General features: G+C 70.4%; 15 protein-coding genes. 10 read left to right on the top strand and 5 right to left on the bottom strand.

Features of this window, described 5'->3' with window-relative positions; translation table 11 throughout:
* The first annotated feature begins 17 nt into the window (after positions 1-17).
* Entirely contained in the window at positions 18-2,177 is a 2,160-nt protein-coding gene (locus tag CA983_RS06565; RefSeq protein WP_086599931.1) for a beta-galactosidase, read from the top strand.
* Between the two features lie 16 nt (positions 2,178-2,193).
* On the top strand, positions 2,194-3,999 hold the full coding sequence (locus CA983_RS06560; RefSeq protein ID WP_086599930.1) for an RICIN domain-containing protein: 1,806 nt from the start codon (positions 2,194-2,196) through the stop codon (positions 3,997-3,999).
* A gap of 274 nt (positions 4,000-4,273) precedes the next feature.
* Here the strand turns inward: CA983_RS06560 and CA983_RS06555 are convergent, their stop codons facing one another.
* Entirely contained in the window at positions 4,274-4,576 is a 303-nt protein-coding gene (locus CA983_RS06555; RefSeq protein ID WP_143645458.1) for a hypothetical protein, read from the bottom strand.
* A 48-nt stretch (positions 4,577-4,624) separates the two neighbouring features.
* Here CA983_RS06555 and CA983_RS06550 point away from each other — a divergent pair, with 48 nt between their 5' ends.
* From CA983_RS06550 to CA983_RS06535, 4 genes are all read left to right on the top strand, one after another.
* Entirely contained in the window at positions 4,625-4,918 is a 294-nt protein-coding gene (locus CA983_RS06550) for a hypothetical protein (protein ID WP_086599928.1), read from the top strand.
* Positions 4,919-5,111: 193 nt separating this feature from the next.
* The gene (locus tag CA983_RS06545) at positions 5,112-6,182 is read left to right on the top strand and encodes an aromatic ring-hydroxylating dioxygenase subunit alpha (RefSeq protein ID WP_208636907.1); all 1,071 of its coding nucleotides are present in this window, start codon (positions 5,112-5,114) and stop codon (positions 6,180-6,182) included.
* Positions 6,179-6,358: a hypothetical protein gene (locus CA983_RS06540; protein WP_086599926.1), complete on the top strand. Its 180-nt coding sequence runs from the start codon at positions 6,179-6,181 to the stop codon at positions 6,356-6,358. Before CA983_RS06545 ends, CA983_RS06540 begins: the two co-directional genes overlap by 4 nt.
* A complete protein-coding gene (locus tag CA983_RS06535; RefSeq protein WP_086599925.1) occupies positions 6,355-7,290 on the top strand; it encodes a PDR/VanB family oxidoreductase in 936 nt (311 codons plus the stop codon). Before CA983_RS06540 ends, CA983_RS06535 begins: the two co-directional genes overlap by 4 nt.
* Here CA983_RS06535 and CA983_RS06530 read toward each other — a convergent pair.
* Positions 7,205-8,056 (bottom strand): IclR family transcriptional regulator domain-containing protein, encoded by an 852-nt coding sequence (locus CA983_RS06530; protein ID WP_086599924.1) that lies wholly within the window; start codon positions 8,054-8,056, stop codon positions 7,205-7,207. The genes CA983_RS06535 and CA983_RS06530 overlap by 86 nt on opposite strands.
* A 192-nt stretch (positions 8,057-8,248) precedes the next feature.
* Between CA983_RS06530 and CA983_RS06525 the strand changes: the two genes are divergently transcribed.
* From CA983_RS06525 to CA983_RS06510, 4 genes are read left to right on the top strand one after another with little or no spacing between them, the layout of a single operon-like run.
* Positions 8,249-9,223, top strand: a complete 975-nt coding sequence (locus CA983_RS06525) for an ABC transporter substrate-binding protein (RefSeq protein ID WP_086599923.1) — start codon at positions 8,249-8,251, stop codon at positions 9,221-9,223.
* A 13-nt stretch (positions 9,224-9,236) separates the two neighbouring features.
* Complete coding sequence (locus CA983_RS06520; protein WP_086599922.1) at positions 9,237-10,010, top strand: ABC transporter permease; 774 nt, start codon at positions 9,237-9,239, stop codon at positions 10,008-10,010.
* The gene (locus CA983_RS06515) at positions 10,007-10,786 is read left to right on the top strand and encodes an ABC transporter permease (RefSeq protein WP_086599921.1); all 780 of its coding nucleotides are present in this window, start codon (positions 10,007-10,009) and stop codon (positions 10,784-10,786) included. The genes CA983_RS06520 and CA983_RS06515 overlap by 4 nt, the downstream gene beginning before the upstream one ends.
* Positions 10,787-10,806: 20 nt before the next feature.
* Positions 10,807-11,586 (top strand): ABC transporter ATP-binding protein, encoded by a 780-nt coding sequence (locus CA983_RS06510; RefSeq protein WP_086599920.1) that lies wholly within the window; start codon positions 10,807-10,809, stop codon positions 11,584-11,586.
* Here CA983_RS06510 and CA983_RS06505 read toward each other — a convergent pair.
* The 3 genes from CA983_RS06505 to CA983_RS06495 are packed head-to-tail and all read right to left on the bottom strand — an operon-like array spanning position 11,583 to position 14,217.
* Positions 11,583-12,323 carry a GntR family transcriptional regulator gene (locus tag CA983_RS06505; RefSeq protein WP_244206688.1) on the bottom strand — a complete coding sequence of 247 codons (741 nt, stop codon included), beginning with the start codon at positions 12,321-12,323 and terminating at the stop codon, positions 11,583-11,585. The two genes, CA983_RS06510 and CA983_RS06505, sit on opposite strands and share 4 nt — an antisense overlap.
* Positions 12,320-13,321, bottom strand: a complete 1,002-nt coding sequence (locus CA983_RS06500; RefSeq protein WP_086599919.1) for a proline racemase family protein — start codon at positions 13,319-13,321, stop codon at positions 12,320-12,322. The genes CA983_RS06505 and CA983_RS06500 overlap by 4 nt, the downstream gene beginning before the upstream one ends.
* Positions 13,322-13,326: 5 nt before the next feature.
* Positions 13,327-14,217, bottom strand: coding sequence for a dihydrodipicolinate synthase family protein (locus CA983_RS06495; protein WP_086599918.1), 891 nt, complete (start codon positions 14,215-14,217; stop codon positions 13,327-13,329).
* Positions 14,218-14,289 lie beyond the last annotated feature (72 nt).

Raw genomic sequence — 14,289 nt, 5'->3', positions numbered from 1 at the left:
CCTCGGAGGTTCCACTCATGGCGGATCTGCCCGCCCGCGTCCTGTTCGGCGCCGCGTACTACCACGAGTACACGCCTGCCTACGACCCCGAACTGCGGCCCGACGAACGGCTGAAGACCGACCTCGACCTGATGGCCGAAGCCAAGTTCACCGTCATCCGGGTCGGGGAGTCGGTCTGGTCGACGTGGGAGCCGGAGAACGGGACGTTCGACCTCGACTGGCTCCAGCCGGTCCTCGACGGCGCCCGCGAACGCGGCATCTCCGTCGTCCTCGGTACGCCGACCTACGCCGTGCCGCCGTGGCTGGCCCGCCAGTACCCGGAGATCACGGGCGAGCGGCGCACCGGCGAACGCATCGGCTGGGGCGCCCGTCAGGAGGCCGACTTCACCCACCCCGCCTTCCGCTTCCACGCGGAGCGCGTCATCCGCAAGATCGTCGCCCGGTACGTCGACCACCCGGCGATCATCGGCTGGCAGGTGGACAACGAGCCCGGCCTGCACCTCTTCCACAACCACGGTGTCTTCCAGCGCTTCGTCGACCACCTGCGCGACAAGTACGGCGACGTCGAGACCCTCAACCGCGAGTGGGGCCTGGTCTACTGGTCGCACCGCCTGTCCACCTGGGCCGACCTGTGGACCCCGGACGGCAACGAGCAACCTCAGTACGACGTCGCCTGGCGGGAGTTCCAGGCCCGGCAGGTCACCGAGTTCATCGGCTGGCAGGCCGACATCGTCCGCGAATACGCCCGCCCGGAGCAATTCGTCACCACCTGCATCTCCTACACCCGCAACGGGGTGGAGGACGACGAGATGTCGGACCGCCTCGACATCGCCTCCGGCAACCCGTACTACGACATGCAGGACGGCCTGCTGCTCCCCGACCCGACGCCCGACGACCACGAGCAGGTCTGGAAGACCACCGGAGTCTGGTCGATGTACCAGACAGCCGACTGGATGTTCTCCTCCCGCCAGGAGCCGTTCCTGGTCACCGAGACCAACGCGAACTCCATCGGCTTCTGCTGGGACAACCGCCCCGGATACGACGGCCAATGGCGGCAGGCCGCCTGGGCCCATGTGGCACGCGGCGCCCGGATGATCGAGTACTGGCAGTGGCAGACCCTGCGATTCGGCGCGGAAACCTACTGGGGCGGCGTCCTCCCGCACAGCGGACAGCCGGGCCGTACGTTCACCGAAATCGCCCGTCTGGGGGCCGAGTTCGACAAGGCGGGACCCCTCGTCGCCGGGATCGAGCCGGACGCCGACATCGCGATGGTCTACTCGATGCCGAGCAAGTGGCTGATGCAGAAGTACCCGCCGCTGTCCAAGCCGGACGGCGCCCCCGACCCGGCCTCCTACCACCGCATCTTCGACCCCTTCTACCGAGGTGCCTTCGACTCGGGCCGCCAGGTACGGATCGTCCACGCCCGGCAGCTGCACGACGCGAGCGGCCGACGGGAGGGAATGAGCCCCGAGGAAGCCGTGCGGCGCCATCCGGTGCTCGTCGCACCGGCCCTGTACGTCGTCGACGACGCCACGGTCGACTGGCTCGCGGACTACGCCCACGCGGGCGGCCACCTCGTAATCGGCCCACGCACCGCGTACGCCGACCACGAGGCCCGCGCCCGGCACGAACCGGCCCCCGGGCGTCTCACCGAGGCCGCGGGCGTCCGCTACGACGAGTTCAGCAACCTCACCCGGGACGTTCCGGTCCGCACCGTCCCCGGCGGCCCGCTCGAGGTGCCCACGGACGCGACGGCGACGCACTGGATCGAGGGACTGACGGTCATCGACGCCGACGTGCTGGCCTCGTACGAACACCCGCACTTCGGCCGCTTTCCGGCCGTCACCACCCGTCGCCATGGCACAGGGCGCGTCACGTGCGTGGGCACCGTGCCCGGCCGCGACCTCGCCCGGGCACTGGCCGCCTGGATGGCTCCGGCCTCGCGCGACGGATGGCAGGGTCTGCCCGCGTCCGTGACCGTGACGACCGGTACGTCACCCGACGGCCGCCGCTTGCACATCGTGCACAACTGGAACTGGGAGCCCGCACGCGTCCAGGTTCCGGCCGACCTGTCCGACGTCCTGACCGACGACCCCGTACCGGCCGGCACCCTGCTGGACCTGGACCCGTGGGATGTCCGCGTCCTCGTCTCCGCCGACACCACCCCGACCCCGTAAGCAAGTTGGAGGAACCATGCAGAGAAGAAGAGTGGGGAAGGCGCTGGGCACCTTCACCGCCGCGACCGCGCTGCTGGCCATACCCGCGTCCGGTGCGCAGGCGTACAACCCGACGGGCGGGACTCTGTACCAGCTCGGCACCGAACCGTGCCTGAAGGGGCGGGGCAACTGCGCGGTCTACCCCAAGTCGGCACAGCTGCCGAGCGGACGTCTGGTCGCGTCGTTCGAGAAGTCCACCGTCGTGACGGAGACGGGAAGCGCCGACAAGCAGACCCTCCCGGTCTACAAGAGTGACGACGACGGCACCACCTGGCAGCCCCTGTCCGAGGTCAAGGCCCCGGCGTACCTCTCCACCGACCCCAAGTACGCCAAGTACACGAGCAACTGGACCAACCCCTACCTCTACGCACTCCCGCAGGATGTCGGGGACCTGAAGCAGGGCACCCTGCTCCTCGCGAGTGTCGTGTCGGGCGACGACTACTACTACAAGGAGCACAAGGCAGCCGACCCCAACTGGACCCCGTCCAACGACGGAGACCGCAAGGACATGGCGATCGCCCTGTACTCCAGCACCGACGACGGCGCGACCTGGAAGATCCTCGACATCGTCGCGACAGGCGGCTGGCAGGGCGGCAGCGCGGGCGCGACCGGGCAGAACATCGCGAACGCAAACACCAACAAGCAGGTGGACCCGCTCTGGGAGCCGTACCTGATGGTCCACAAGGGCAAGATCGTCTGCTACTACTCCGACGAGAACGACTACACCGGCTTCGACCCCACCACCGGCGTCCCGACCCTGGACCCGGCGAACGACACCGCCAAGGACTCGCTGGGCCAGATCCTCGTGCACAAGACCTGGGACGGCCGCAGCTCGCAGTGGAGCAACCCCGTCGTCGACATCGCGGGACTGACCCAGGACATGGGCGGCGGCAAGACGGAGATCGGCGGCGGCCGGCCCGGCATGACGAACGTCGTCCGCACGACGGACGGCAAGTGGCTGCTCACCTACGAGTACTGGGGCGGCGGGGCCAACACCCGCTACCGGCTCGCCGACGACCCGCTGAAGTTCCACACCGGCTCGCCGACCGGCACGGGGGTCAACTCGCTGCCGGTCGACACCGGTTCACGCACGCTGTCGATGGGCGGCAGCCCGGTCCTCATCAAGCTCCCCGGTGGGCGTCTGGTCTACAACGCCGCGGGCAGCGGCAGTGTCTGGGTCAACGAGAGCGGACGCAGCGACGGTGAATGGAAGGAGTATCAGACGACGTCCCAGGCCGGCTACAGCCGCAACTTGACGTACGTCGAAGGCACCGGCCGCGTCTCGATCCTCAACAACCAGGGCACCTCCACCCTCAAGTTCGCCGAGGTCGACCTCGGCGACTCCGACGGCGCCTACCACCAGCTGGTCAACCGCAAGACCGACCAGGTGATCGGCACCGGGAACAACAGCAACGACGCGAACCTCGGCAACGGCGACGTTCCCGACGTCCGGCTGGAGGCCCCCGGTTCCGCAGGCGACCCGGACACGCAGTACTGGCACATCGTGACCGAACCGAACGGCGGCAAGACGCTGCTGAACAAGTCGGGCGGACGCGCGGCGGCCATCTGGACCGGGAACGCGACGGCCGGACAGAAGATCGGGCAGTGGGTGGACAACAGCGCCACGGGCAGTTGGAACCTCGTCAAGACCGATGACGGGTTCTACAAGCTGCAGTCCCTCAAGAACCCGAACCTGTACCTGACCGGCGCGTCGGCCGGGGCGCAGCTGACCTTGCAGAACGCGCTCACGGACGGTTCCCAGGACTGGGAGCTCGTTCAGTAGGCACGGTTTCCAGGGGCCTGACAGGTCCAGCGGCCGGGGCCCGGTGATGGAGCCGGGCCCGGGCACTTCGGGTTCAGCGCATATCCGCCAGTTCGAACGATGTTGCTTGGGCCCCACAGCCAGTCGACGGCCGTGGACCAGCATGCTCGATGTCGTCTAGGGCAACGGAGCGGTGGGCGCGGCGGTGGCGGGTGCGTTACCGCCGTCACCGACGCCATCGCCGCGGCCGCCAGGAGGCGGGTGAGCCGACGCAGGGGTACTCCTCCCGTTCTGTTCATGCGGATCCACGGACTTGTACTGCGGACGGCGTGTTGTGCCGCTCCTGTGCGGCCAGCTCCCGCAGCCACATGACCAGGTGCCAGTCCTGGTCGTTGGCGAGGGAGTCGGCGCGGTGCGCGGCCCGGCCGTCGACGGTGGAGGGCATGACGAAGGCGCAGGTGGCGGAGCCGTCCTCGGTTTCGCGTTCCACCGACGACCGTGCGGGCCACGGCACGCACGTCGCCTCCACCATCGTCGGCTCCGGCGCGCGCAGCGGCGGGAAGTACGACGTACGGGCACGACGACAGGGCCGGCTCATCCCGTACGACGCTCGGGCTTCGCGGACGACTCCTGGGCCACGGACGACATGGCCTGCACCGCCAACGGCGGGCTGCGGGTGACCTTCGACCGCGGCGAGGTGGGTGTTCCAGCCGCCGGGGCTTACACGGTGGCCTTCCCCGAGGAGACGGTCACGCCCTGGCTGTCCGCGTTCGGACAGCGTGTCCAGCGGCAGACCGTGACACCCAGCCGCTCGCTCGACCTGGGCGCGGCGCACATCCCGGAGACCGCAACCCTCCCGCTGTCCCCACTTCCGGACAATCACGGCAGCATCGCGATCGGACGTGTTCGCCAAACACATCACCGGCCGCCTCTTGAGTGATCCACCCAGCGGCGTCACCCCGCAGCCCCTGCCAGCGATGAGCAAGACGCATGACATGGCTCTGACCAGCCCTTTCACAGAGGTGCTTCCGTCTGGCAGAAGCCGCCTTGCGCGGCAACCCCAGCCGCCAGGACCCTGAGTCCAACCACGGCACGCGGGGCGACGACGCCCCGCCGACAGGGACGGGAACCCCATGCCTCACATGACCGCCTTCGCCAGGAACCAGTGGTACGTCGCCGCCTACAGTCACGAGGTCGGGCGGGAGTTGCTCGGACGGACGATTCTCGGTGAGACGCTCGTGCTCTACCGGACCGAGGAGGAGGGCACACCCGTCGTGCTGCACGACCGGTGTGTGCACCGGCGGTACCCGCTGTCCGAGGCCCCGACGCGCCTCGACGGTGACCGGATCGTGTGCGGGTACCACGGGTTCACGTACGACACGACCGGTACGTGCGTGCACGTGCCGGGGCAGAAACGGGTGCCGCGCACGGCCCGGGTCGCCTCCTACCCGGTCGTCGAGCAGGACTCACTGATCTGGGTGTGGATCGGTGACCCCGCGCTCGCCGATCCGCAGGGCATCCCGCGGGCCAGGCACCTCGACTCCCCCGGCTGGGTCACCGTGCGCGGCATGGAGCCCATCGACTGCGACTACGGGCTCCTCGTCGACAACCTCTTGGACCTGTCCCACGAGACGTATCTGCACGGCGGGTACATCGGCACCCCCGAGGTCGCCGAGACGCCGATCACGACGGAGGTCGACGAGGGCGCCGGGATCGTCCGGGTCAGCCGGCACATGGACGACGCCGAGTGCCCGCCGTTCTACGCCAAGTCGACCGGCATAGAGGGCCGGATCACCCGCTGGCAGGACATCGAGTACCACGCGCCCTGCCTGTATCTGCTGCACAGCCGCATCGCCCCGGTCGGTGTGCTGCCCGAGGCGGACGGCAGCGACCCGAACGGCTTCCACACCGAGATCACGTACGCGATCACACCGTCCGGCGACGGCAAGGTGTACGACTTCTGGGCCGTCTCGCGCGACTGGGCGACGGACGACGCCGAGGTCACCGAGTTCCTGCGCGGCAACAACCACACGGTCGTGATGCAGGACGTCACCGCCCTCAACCTGCTCCAGAAGACCCTCGGCACCGAGCGCACCGGCTACCAGGAGCTGAGCATCAACATCGACACCGGTGGCCTGGCCGCCCGCCGTATCCTCGCCCGGCTGGTCGAGGAGGGCGAGAAGCCCGTGGAGAAGGTCCAGTGACGAGCCCGACCGGCGAGATCTACCGCATCGACTGGCTGCCCGGCACCGACGTCCTGCACGGCACCTGCCACTGCGGCCGCGAGTACACCGCACAGGACCCGGTGGAGATGTGGGAGTGGATGCTCGCCCACCCCCAGGGGCACGACGTCGACGAGCCGCGAGGAAACAGTTCATGAGCGTCTACGAAGCCGAACTCGTCGTCGAGCGGCGTGAGTTCGCCGCCGACGGCGTGCTCGCCCTCAGCCTGCGCCACCCGCTCGGCGAACCGCTCCCGGCATGGGAGCCGGGCGCCCACATCGACGTCGTGCTCGGCCCCGGGCTGGAGCGGCAGTACTCGCTGTGCGGCGATCCGGCGGACCGGTCGGCCTGGCGGATCGCGGTGCTGCGCGAGCCGGACGGCCGGGGTGGTTCCGCCCATGTGCACGAGCAGGTGGGGCAGGGCGACAAGGTCCGCGTGCGCGGGCCCCGGAACAACTTCGGCCTGGAGCCCGCCCCCCGCTACCGCTTCGTCGCGGGCGGCATCGGCATCACCCCGATCCTGCCGATGCTGGCCGCGGCCGAGGCGGCGGGCGCCGAGTGGACGCTGCTGTACGGCGGGCGCACCCGCCGGTCGATGGCGTTCGGCGAGGAACTCGCCCGGTACGGGGACCGGGTGACGATCGCGCCCGAGGACGAGACGGGGCTGCTGGACCTGCCCTCCGTGCTGGACGACGTGCCCGAGGGCACGCTCGTCTACTGCTGCGGCCCCGGGCCGCTGCTGGACGCGGTCGAGGAGCGCTGCCCGTCCGCGGTGCTGCGCGTCGAGCGGTTCCGGCCGAAGGAGCAGGAGACCGGCGGCGACACCGGGTTCGAGGTGGAGCTGGCGCGGAGCGGCAGGACGCTCTCGGTCGGGCCGGACGTGTCCGTACTGGACGCCGTGCGCGCCGCCGGGGTCGAGGTGCTCTTCTCCTGTACCGAGGGCACCTGCGGGACCTGTGAGACCGACGTCCTGGACGGCACCCCGGAGCACCGGGACTCGGTGCTCACTCCGGAGGAGCGGGAGAGCGGCGAGACGATGATGATCTGCGTGTCCCGGTGCCGGGGGCGGCGGCTGGTGCTGGACTTGTGATCCGCAGGTCGGCCTCGATCCCGGCGACGGTCGCCAGCAGGTGCGGCAACAGGTCGCGGCGGACGGAATCGACGGAGTTGCGCCCGGCGTGCACGGCGATGTTGACGGCCGCGACCACGAACCCGTCCCGGTCCCGCACCGGGGCGGCGACCGACCTCAGCCCCTCCTCCAGCTCCTGGTCGACGACGGCGTAGCCCTGCCTGCGGACGCGGCGCAGCTCCGCCCGCAGGGCCTCCGGGGTGGTGATCGTGCGCGTGGTGAGGGGCTTCAACTCCGCCCGGGCGAGCCGGGCTTGGACCTCCTCGTCCGGCAGATGGGCGAGGATCACCCGGCCCACCGAGGTCACGTACGCCGGGAACCGGGTGCCGACCGTGATGGACGCGGTCATGATGCGGCGGGTCGGGACCCGGGCCACGTACACGATGTCGTCGCCGTCGAGGACACAGAGCGAGGACGACTCCCGTACCCGGGCGACGAGTTGCTCCAGATGGGGCTCGGCGAGCTGGGGCAGCGTGTAGCTGGACAGGTAGGAGTAGCCGAGTTCCAGCACCCGCGGGGTGAGGCGGAAGCGGCGGCCGTCGGTGTGCACGTAGCCGAGGTCGGCGAGGGTGAGCAGGAAACGGCGCGCCGCCGCGCGCGTCAGCTCGCAGGCACGCGCGACCTCGCTCAGAGTCAGCGCCGGACGCTCGGCGTCGAAGGCGCGGATCACGGCGAGGCCACGCTCGAAGGACCGGACGAAATGCGGTGCGCGGGCTTCAGCGGACATCCTGGGCCTCCGGCGTGACGTACGACCGTGCGCTGTGCGCACGCTAGGAGTGCGGATCTCGTGATGTCAACGAGCGGTGCCGGCAAGGGCATTGACCATGGAGCGGACACGGCCATACGTTCTCGCTGAGCACAAGCGTGCTGTCTGCGCACAACCTGTCGGAGAACCACAGCCGGTCCCACAGGAGGAGTCTTGCGTCGTCGTCTCTTCACCCGTCTCGCGGCCGTGTCCGTCCTGCTCACCGCGGCGGCATGCGGCTCGTCCGACGGCGGTGGCGCCTCGGACGCGGGCGCCTCGTCCGGCGGGACGACCACCGTCGAGGTCGGGCTCATTCCCATCGTCGATGTGGCACCGCTCTATCTGGGCCAGGAGAAGGGCTTCTTCGAGAAGCAGGGCCTGAAGCTGCGGTTCACCACCGCGCAGGGCGGCGCGGCGATCGTGCCGGGTGTGGCCAGCGGTCAGTTCCAGTTCGGGTTCTCCAACGTGACGTCGCTGATGATCGCCCAGTCCAGCAACGTGCCGATCAGGGCCGTCGCGAACGCGATCGCCTCGACCGGCGTCGAGGGCAAGGACTTCAGCGCGATCACCGTGGGCAAGGACAGTCCGATCAGGTCGCCGAAGGAGCTGGAGGGCAAGCGGGTCGCCATCAACACCCTGAAGAACATCAACGAGACGTCCGTACGCGCGTCGGTGCGCAAGGCGGGCGGCGACCCGGACAAGGTGAAGTTCGTCGAGCTCGCCTTCGACCAGATGCCGGCCGCCCTCGACAGCGGGCAGATCGACGCCGCCCAGGTGGTCGAACCCGCTCTCGCCACCGTCAAGAGCCAGGGCGGACGCGTCATCGCCTCGCCCTTGGTGGACGTGGCACCCGACCTCACCGTCGCGCTGTACTTCACCTCGACCCGGTACGCCCAGCAGAACCCGGACGTGGTCGACAAGTTCCGCAAGGCCACCGCCGAGTCCCTCGCCTACGCCGACGCCCACCCGGACGAGGCCCGCCAGATCGTCACCACGTACACGAAGATCCCGGCGGCGGTGCTGGAGAAGGTGACCCTGCCGAAGTGGCCGGCCGAGCCGAACCGCGCCTCCATCGAGGCGCTGATGAAGCTCRGCGAGGACGACGGCCTGTTCAAGTCGACGCCGGACCTGGACAAGCTGCTGCCGTGAGGGACACGGACGCATGAGGGGCGTGAACGCCGCACTCGGCGCGGCCGGACTCGCCGCCTTTCTCGCCCTGGGCGAGGCGGTGCCGCGGCTCGGCCTGGTCGAGGAGGCCTACTTCCCGCCCACCAGCCGTATCGCCGAAGCGCTCGCGGACGAGGCGGCCGATTCGGCCTTCTGGACGGCGCTCGGTGACACGCTCACCGGCTGGGCGCTGGGCCTGGCGATCGCGTCCTGCGCGGGGATCGTGGCGGGCGTGCTGATCTCGGTCGTGCCGTATCTGCGCGAGGCGACGGCTTCCACGATCGAGTTCCTGCGCCCGATCCCGTCGGTCGCGCTGATCCCGCTGGCGGTGCTGCTGTACGGCACCGAACTGCGCTCGGTGCTCCTCCTCGTCGTCTACGCGTCGTTCTGGCAGATCCTGATCCAGGTTCTGTACGGCGTCCAGGACGTCGACCCCGTCGCCGACGAGACGGCGCGGTCGTACGGCCTCGGTACCTGGGCGCGGATCCGGCATGTGCTGTGGCCGACCGCGCTGCCGTACGTCATGACCGGCGTCCGGCTGGCGGCGGCGGTCGCGTTGATCCTCGCCATCACGTCCGAACTCGTCATCGGGGCACCGGGGCTGGGCAAGCGCATCGGGGTGGCACAGGCCTCGCAGGCCGTGCCCGAGATGTACGCGCTGATCGTGGTGACCGGGCTGCTGGGGCTGCTGATCAACGTCGGCGCGCGCACGGTGGAGCGGCGGGCGCTGGCCTGGCACCAGTCGGTGCGCGGGGAGGTGGCGGTGTGAGGCGTGCGCTGCTGCGGCTGGTGTTCACCGTCGCCCTCCCGGCCCTGCTGGTCACGGTCTGGTGGGTGGCGTCCGCGGGCAGTACGGACGTGTACTGGCCGCCCTTGCGGACGATCCTGGAGGCCTTCCCGGACGTGTGGACGGCGGAGCGCCTGCGGGGTGACGTGCTGCCGAGCGTGCTGCGGCTGGCGGGCGGTTACGCGCTGGCGGCGGTCGTGGGGGTGGCGCTCGGTACGGTCATCGGGTCGTACCGGCGGGTGCGGGCGGTGTGCGAGCCGGTCCTGGAGTTCCTGCGGGCGGTGCCGCCGCCGGTGCTGGTGCCGGTCATCATGCTGTTCGCGGGGATCGGCGACACGATGAAGGTCACGGTGATCGCGGTCGGCTGTGTGTGGCCCGTCCTGCTCAACACGGTCGAGGGCGTGCGGGCGGTGGACCCGGTGATGGCCGAGACGGCCCGCTCGTACGGCATCACGGGCGTGGCGCGGCTCAGGAACCTCGTGCTGCGGTCGGCGAGCCCGCAGATCTTCGCGGGCCTGCGCCAGGCCCTGTCCATCGGCATCATCCTCATGGTGATCAGCGAGATGTTCGCCGCGAGCAACGGGCTCGGCTTCACCATCGTCCAGTTCCAGCGCGGCTTCGCGATCCCGGACATGTGGACCGGCATCCTCGTGCTCGGTCTGCTCGGCTTCCTGCTGTCGGTCGTCTTCCAGTGGGTCGAGCGGCGGGTGCTCGGCTGGTACCACGGCCTTCGCGCCTCGGCCCGGCGGTCGCCGTGAGCCTCTCGAAAGGGCGGTCCATGCTCGACGTACGGGGTCTGAAGAAGGTCTACGAGGGGTCGGGGCGGCGTGTGGAGGCGGTCCGCGACCTCACCTTCACCGTCGACGCCGGGGAACTCGTCTGTCTCGTCGGGCCGTCGGGCTGCGGCAAGACGACGCTGCTGAAGTGCGTGGGAGGGCTGCTCACGCCGAGCGGCGGTGAAGTACTCCTGGACGGGCGGAAGGTGAGCGGGCCGCCGCCCGGGATGGCGTTCGTCTTCCAGGAGTACGGGCGCAGCCTCTTCCCCTGGATGCGGGTCGGCGAGAACGTCGAACTGCCGCTGAAGCAGAAGGACTTGAGCAAAGCCCGCCGCCGGGAACTGGTCCGCGACGCGCTGGAGTCGGTGGGGCTGGCGGACGCCGTGGGGGCGTATCCCTGGCAGTTGTCCGGCGGCATGCAGCAGCGGGTCGCCATCGCCCGTGCGCTGGCGTACGAGCCCCGGGTGTTGCTGATGGACGAGCCGTTCGCGGCGGTGGACGCGCAGACCCGGGCCGATCTGGAGGACCTGGTCCGGGGGCTGTGGCGGGAGCGCGGCATCACGATCCTGTTCGTCACCCACGACATCGACGAGGCCGTCTACCTCGGGGAGCGGGTGATCGTGCTGTCCGCCTCACCGACCGTCGTCCGGGAGCAGCTGAAGGTCGATCTGCCCGTCGAGCGCGATCAGTTGCACACGAGGGTGGATCCGCGCTTCGCCGAGCTGCGTACGCATGTGTACGAGCAGATCCAGGCCGCGAAGAAGGGGGCCGCCGCGTCCTAAGAGCTCGGTCCGGCATGTCCTCTGGAGGCTGCGGGCCGTGGGGGCTTGTCGCGCAGTTCCCCGCGCCCCTTGGGGGCACTTGCCCACAGGCCCCTGACATGCCCGAGATGCCGGGTCATCACCGTCTGTACCGCCTCCTCGTCCCGGGCGAGCAGTGCGTCGAGGATCTCCAGGTGCTCCTCCGCCGACGCCTCCAGCCTGCCCTGCTCGGCGAGCGCGGTCAGGCCGTACAGCCGGGAGCGGCGTCTGAGGTCCCGTACGACGTCGACGAGGTGGTCGTTGCCGGCGAGGGCCAGCAGGCCGAGGTGGAAGTGCAGGTCGGCCTCGACGTAGGCGATGAGGTCGCCGGCTGCGGCGGAGGTGACGATCTCCTGGGCGACCGGCCGGAGGGCCTCCAGCGCCACCGGGTCGGCCGAGGCGGCGAGGCCCGCCGTGGTGGGGATCTCGATCAGCGCGCGGATGTGGGTGTACTCGTCGAGCTGCTTCTCGGAGACGGCCGTGACCCGGAAGCCCTTGTTGGGGACGGTGTCGACGAGGCCTTCCTTGGCGAGGTCGAGCATGGCCTCGCGCACGGGGGTGGCGGAGACGCCGAAGCGGGCGGCGAGGCCGGGGGCCGAGTAGACCTCGCCGGGGAGCAGTTCCCCGGCGATAAGGGCGGCCCGCAGCGCGTCCGCGACCCGCTCGCGGTGGCTGGGTTTCCTGCTGCCCAGCACGGGCAGCGCGGGTGTGCGGCTCACAGGACGAACCCCGCCGGGAACGGGTCCTCGGGGTCCAGCAGGTACTGGGCGGTGCCGGTGATCCAGGCGCGTCCGGTGAAGCTGGGCAGCACGGCCGGGCGGCCGGCCACCTCGGTGGTGCCGAGCAGTCTGCCGGTGAACCGAGTGCCGATGAAGGACTCGTTCACGAACTCGGTGTGCAGCGGGAGTTCGCCGCGCGCGTGCAGCTGCGCCATGCGGGCGCTGGTGCCCGTGCCGCACGGCGAGCGGTCGAACCAGCCGGGGTGGATGGCCATGGCGTGCCGGGAGTGGCGGGCGGTCGAGCCGGGAGCGGCCAGGTAGACGTGGTGGAGGCCGCGGATGGACGGGTCCTCCGGGTGGACGGGCGGGTCCTCGGCGTTGACGGCGGCCATGAGGGACAGGCCGGCCCGGAGGATGTCGTCCTTGCGGGACCGGTCGAAGGGCAGGCCGAAGCGCTCCAGCGGCAGGATGGCGTAGAAGTTGCCGCCGAAGGCGAGGTCGTAGGTCACCGTCCGGCCGTCGGCGAGGTTGGCCTTGCGGTCGAGGCCGACGGCGAAGGAGGGCACGTTCCGGAGGGTGACCGCCTTGGCGGCACCGCCCTCGACCGCCACCTCGGCGACGACCGGGCCCGCCGGGGTGTCGAGCCGGATGGTGGTGACCGGCTCGACGACCTCGACCATGCCGGTCTCGACGAGCACGGTCGCCACGCCGATCGTGCCGTGCCCGCACATCGGCAGATAACCGGAGACCTCGATGTAGACGACGCCCCAGTCGCAGTCGGGCCGGGTCGGCGGCTGGAGGATCGCGCCGCTCATGGCCGAGTGACCGCGTGGCTCGTTCATCAGCAACTGCTTGATGTCGTCGCGGTGTTCGCGGAAGTACAGCCGCCGCTCGTTCATGGTGGCGCCGGGGATGGTGCCGATGCCGCCGGTGATCACACGGGTCGGCATGCCCTCGGTGTGCGAGTCGACGGCGTGCAGGACGAGTCTGCTGCGCATGATCCCTACGACAATCCGGCCGCGACGGCCTTCTCGGTGGCGGCTCGGACGGCGGCCTCCTGCTCGGGCAGCAGGGGCATGCGCGGCGGGCGGCAGGGTCCGCCGTGGCGGCCGACGAGGTCCATGGACAGCTTGATGGCCTGGACGAACTCCACCCGCGAGTCCCACCGCAGCAGCGGATGCAGCCGCCGGTACAGGGACCGCGCGGTGTCGAGGTCGCCGTCGACGGCCGCGTGGTACAGCTCGACCGAGGCCTGCGGCAGCGCGTTCGGGTAGCCCGCCACCCAGCCCTTGGCGCAGGCGACGGCCAGCTCCAGCAGGACGTCGTCCGCGCCGATCAGCAGGTCGAGTTCGGGGGCGAGTTCGGCGATGCGGTAGGCCCGGCGGACGTCTCCGGAGAACTCCTTCACCGCCCGGATGTATCCCTCGCCGTGCAGCCGGGCGAGCAGTTCGGGCACGAGGTCGACCTTGGTGTCGATCGGGTTGTTGTACGCGACGACCGGCAGGCCCGTCTTCGCGACCTCGGCGTAGTGGGCGAGGACGGAGCGCTCGTCGGCGCGGTAGGCGTTCGGCGGCAGCAGCATCACCGCCCGGCAGCCCGCCTCGCCCGCTTGCTCGGCCCAGCGCCGGGACTCGGCGGACCCGTACGCGGCGACGCCGGGCATGACGCGCTGCCCGCCGATCGCGGCGACGGCCGTCTCGACGACCCGGGCGCGCTCCTCGGGGGTGAGCACCTGATACTCGCCGAGGGAGCCGTTCGGCACGACGCCGTCGCAGCCGTTGTCGACCAGCCAGGCGCAGTGCTCGGCGTACGTGTCGTAGTTCACGGAGAGGTCGTCGTTCAGCGGGAGCGCGGTGGCGACGAGGACGCCGCGCCAGGGGCGGTGGTCGGTCATGACAGTTCCTCCTGGGTGTGCTGCCGTGCGAGGACGCCGAGCGGTACGGGACGGGCGAGGGGCCTTCTGGAC

It is taken from the genome of Streptomyces swartbergensis, assembly GCF_002148965.1.
Lineage (GTDB): Bacteria > Actinomycetota > Actinomycetes > Streptomycetales > Streptomycetaceae > Streptomyces > Streptomyces swartbergensis.
Note: the sequence above shows the minus strand (reverse complement) of the source record. Positions and strands in the feature narration are given on the sequence as shown.

Coding starts and splice junctions, on each gene's coding strand:
- CA983_RS06535 (WP_086599925.1), top strand. CDS start 6,355: ATGAGCGTCTACGAAGCCGAACTCGTCGTCGAGCGGCGTGAGTTCGCC.
- CA983_RS06550 (WP_086599928.1), top strand. CDS start 4,625: ATGGCCTGCACCGCCAACGGCGGGCTGCGGGTGACCTTCGACCGCGGC.
- CA983_RS06545 (WP_208636907.1), top strand. CDS start 5,112: ATGCCTCACATGACCGCCTTCGCCAGGAACCAGTGGTACGTCGCCGCC.
- CA983_RS06520 (WP_086599922.1), top strand. CDS start 9,237: ATGAGGGGCGTGAACGCCGCACTCGGCGCGGCCGGACTCGCCGCCTTT.
- CA983_RS06560 (WP_086599930.1), top strand. CDS start 2,194: ATGCAGAGAAGAAGAGTGGGGAAGGCGCTGGGCACCTTCACCGCCGCG.
- CA983_RS06510 (WP_086599920.1), top strand. CDS start 10,807: ATGCTCGACGTACGGGGTCTGAAGAAGGTCTACGAGGGGTCGGGGCGG.
- CA983_RS06565 (WP_086599931.1), top strand. CDS start 18: ATGGCGGATCTGCCCGCCCGCGTCCTGTTCGGCGCCGCGTACTACCAC.
- CA983_RS06500 (WP_086599919.1), bottom strand. CDS start 13,321: ATGCGCAGCAGACTCGTCCTGCACGCCGTCGACTCGCACACCGAGGGC.
- CA983_RS06555 (WP_143645458.1), bottom strand. CDS start 4,576: ATGAGCCGGCCCTGTCGTCGTGCCCGTACGTCGTACTTCCCGCCGCTG.
- CA983_RS06495 (WP_086599918.1), bottom strand. CDS start 14,217: ATGACCGACCACCGCCCCTGGCGCGGCGTCCTCGTCGCCACCGCGCTC.
- CA983_RS06530 (WP_086599924.1), bottom strand. CDS start 8,056: ATGTCCGCTGAAGCCCGCGCACCGCATTTCGTCCGGTCCTTCGAGCGT.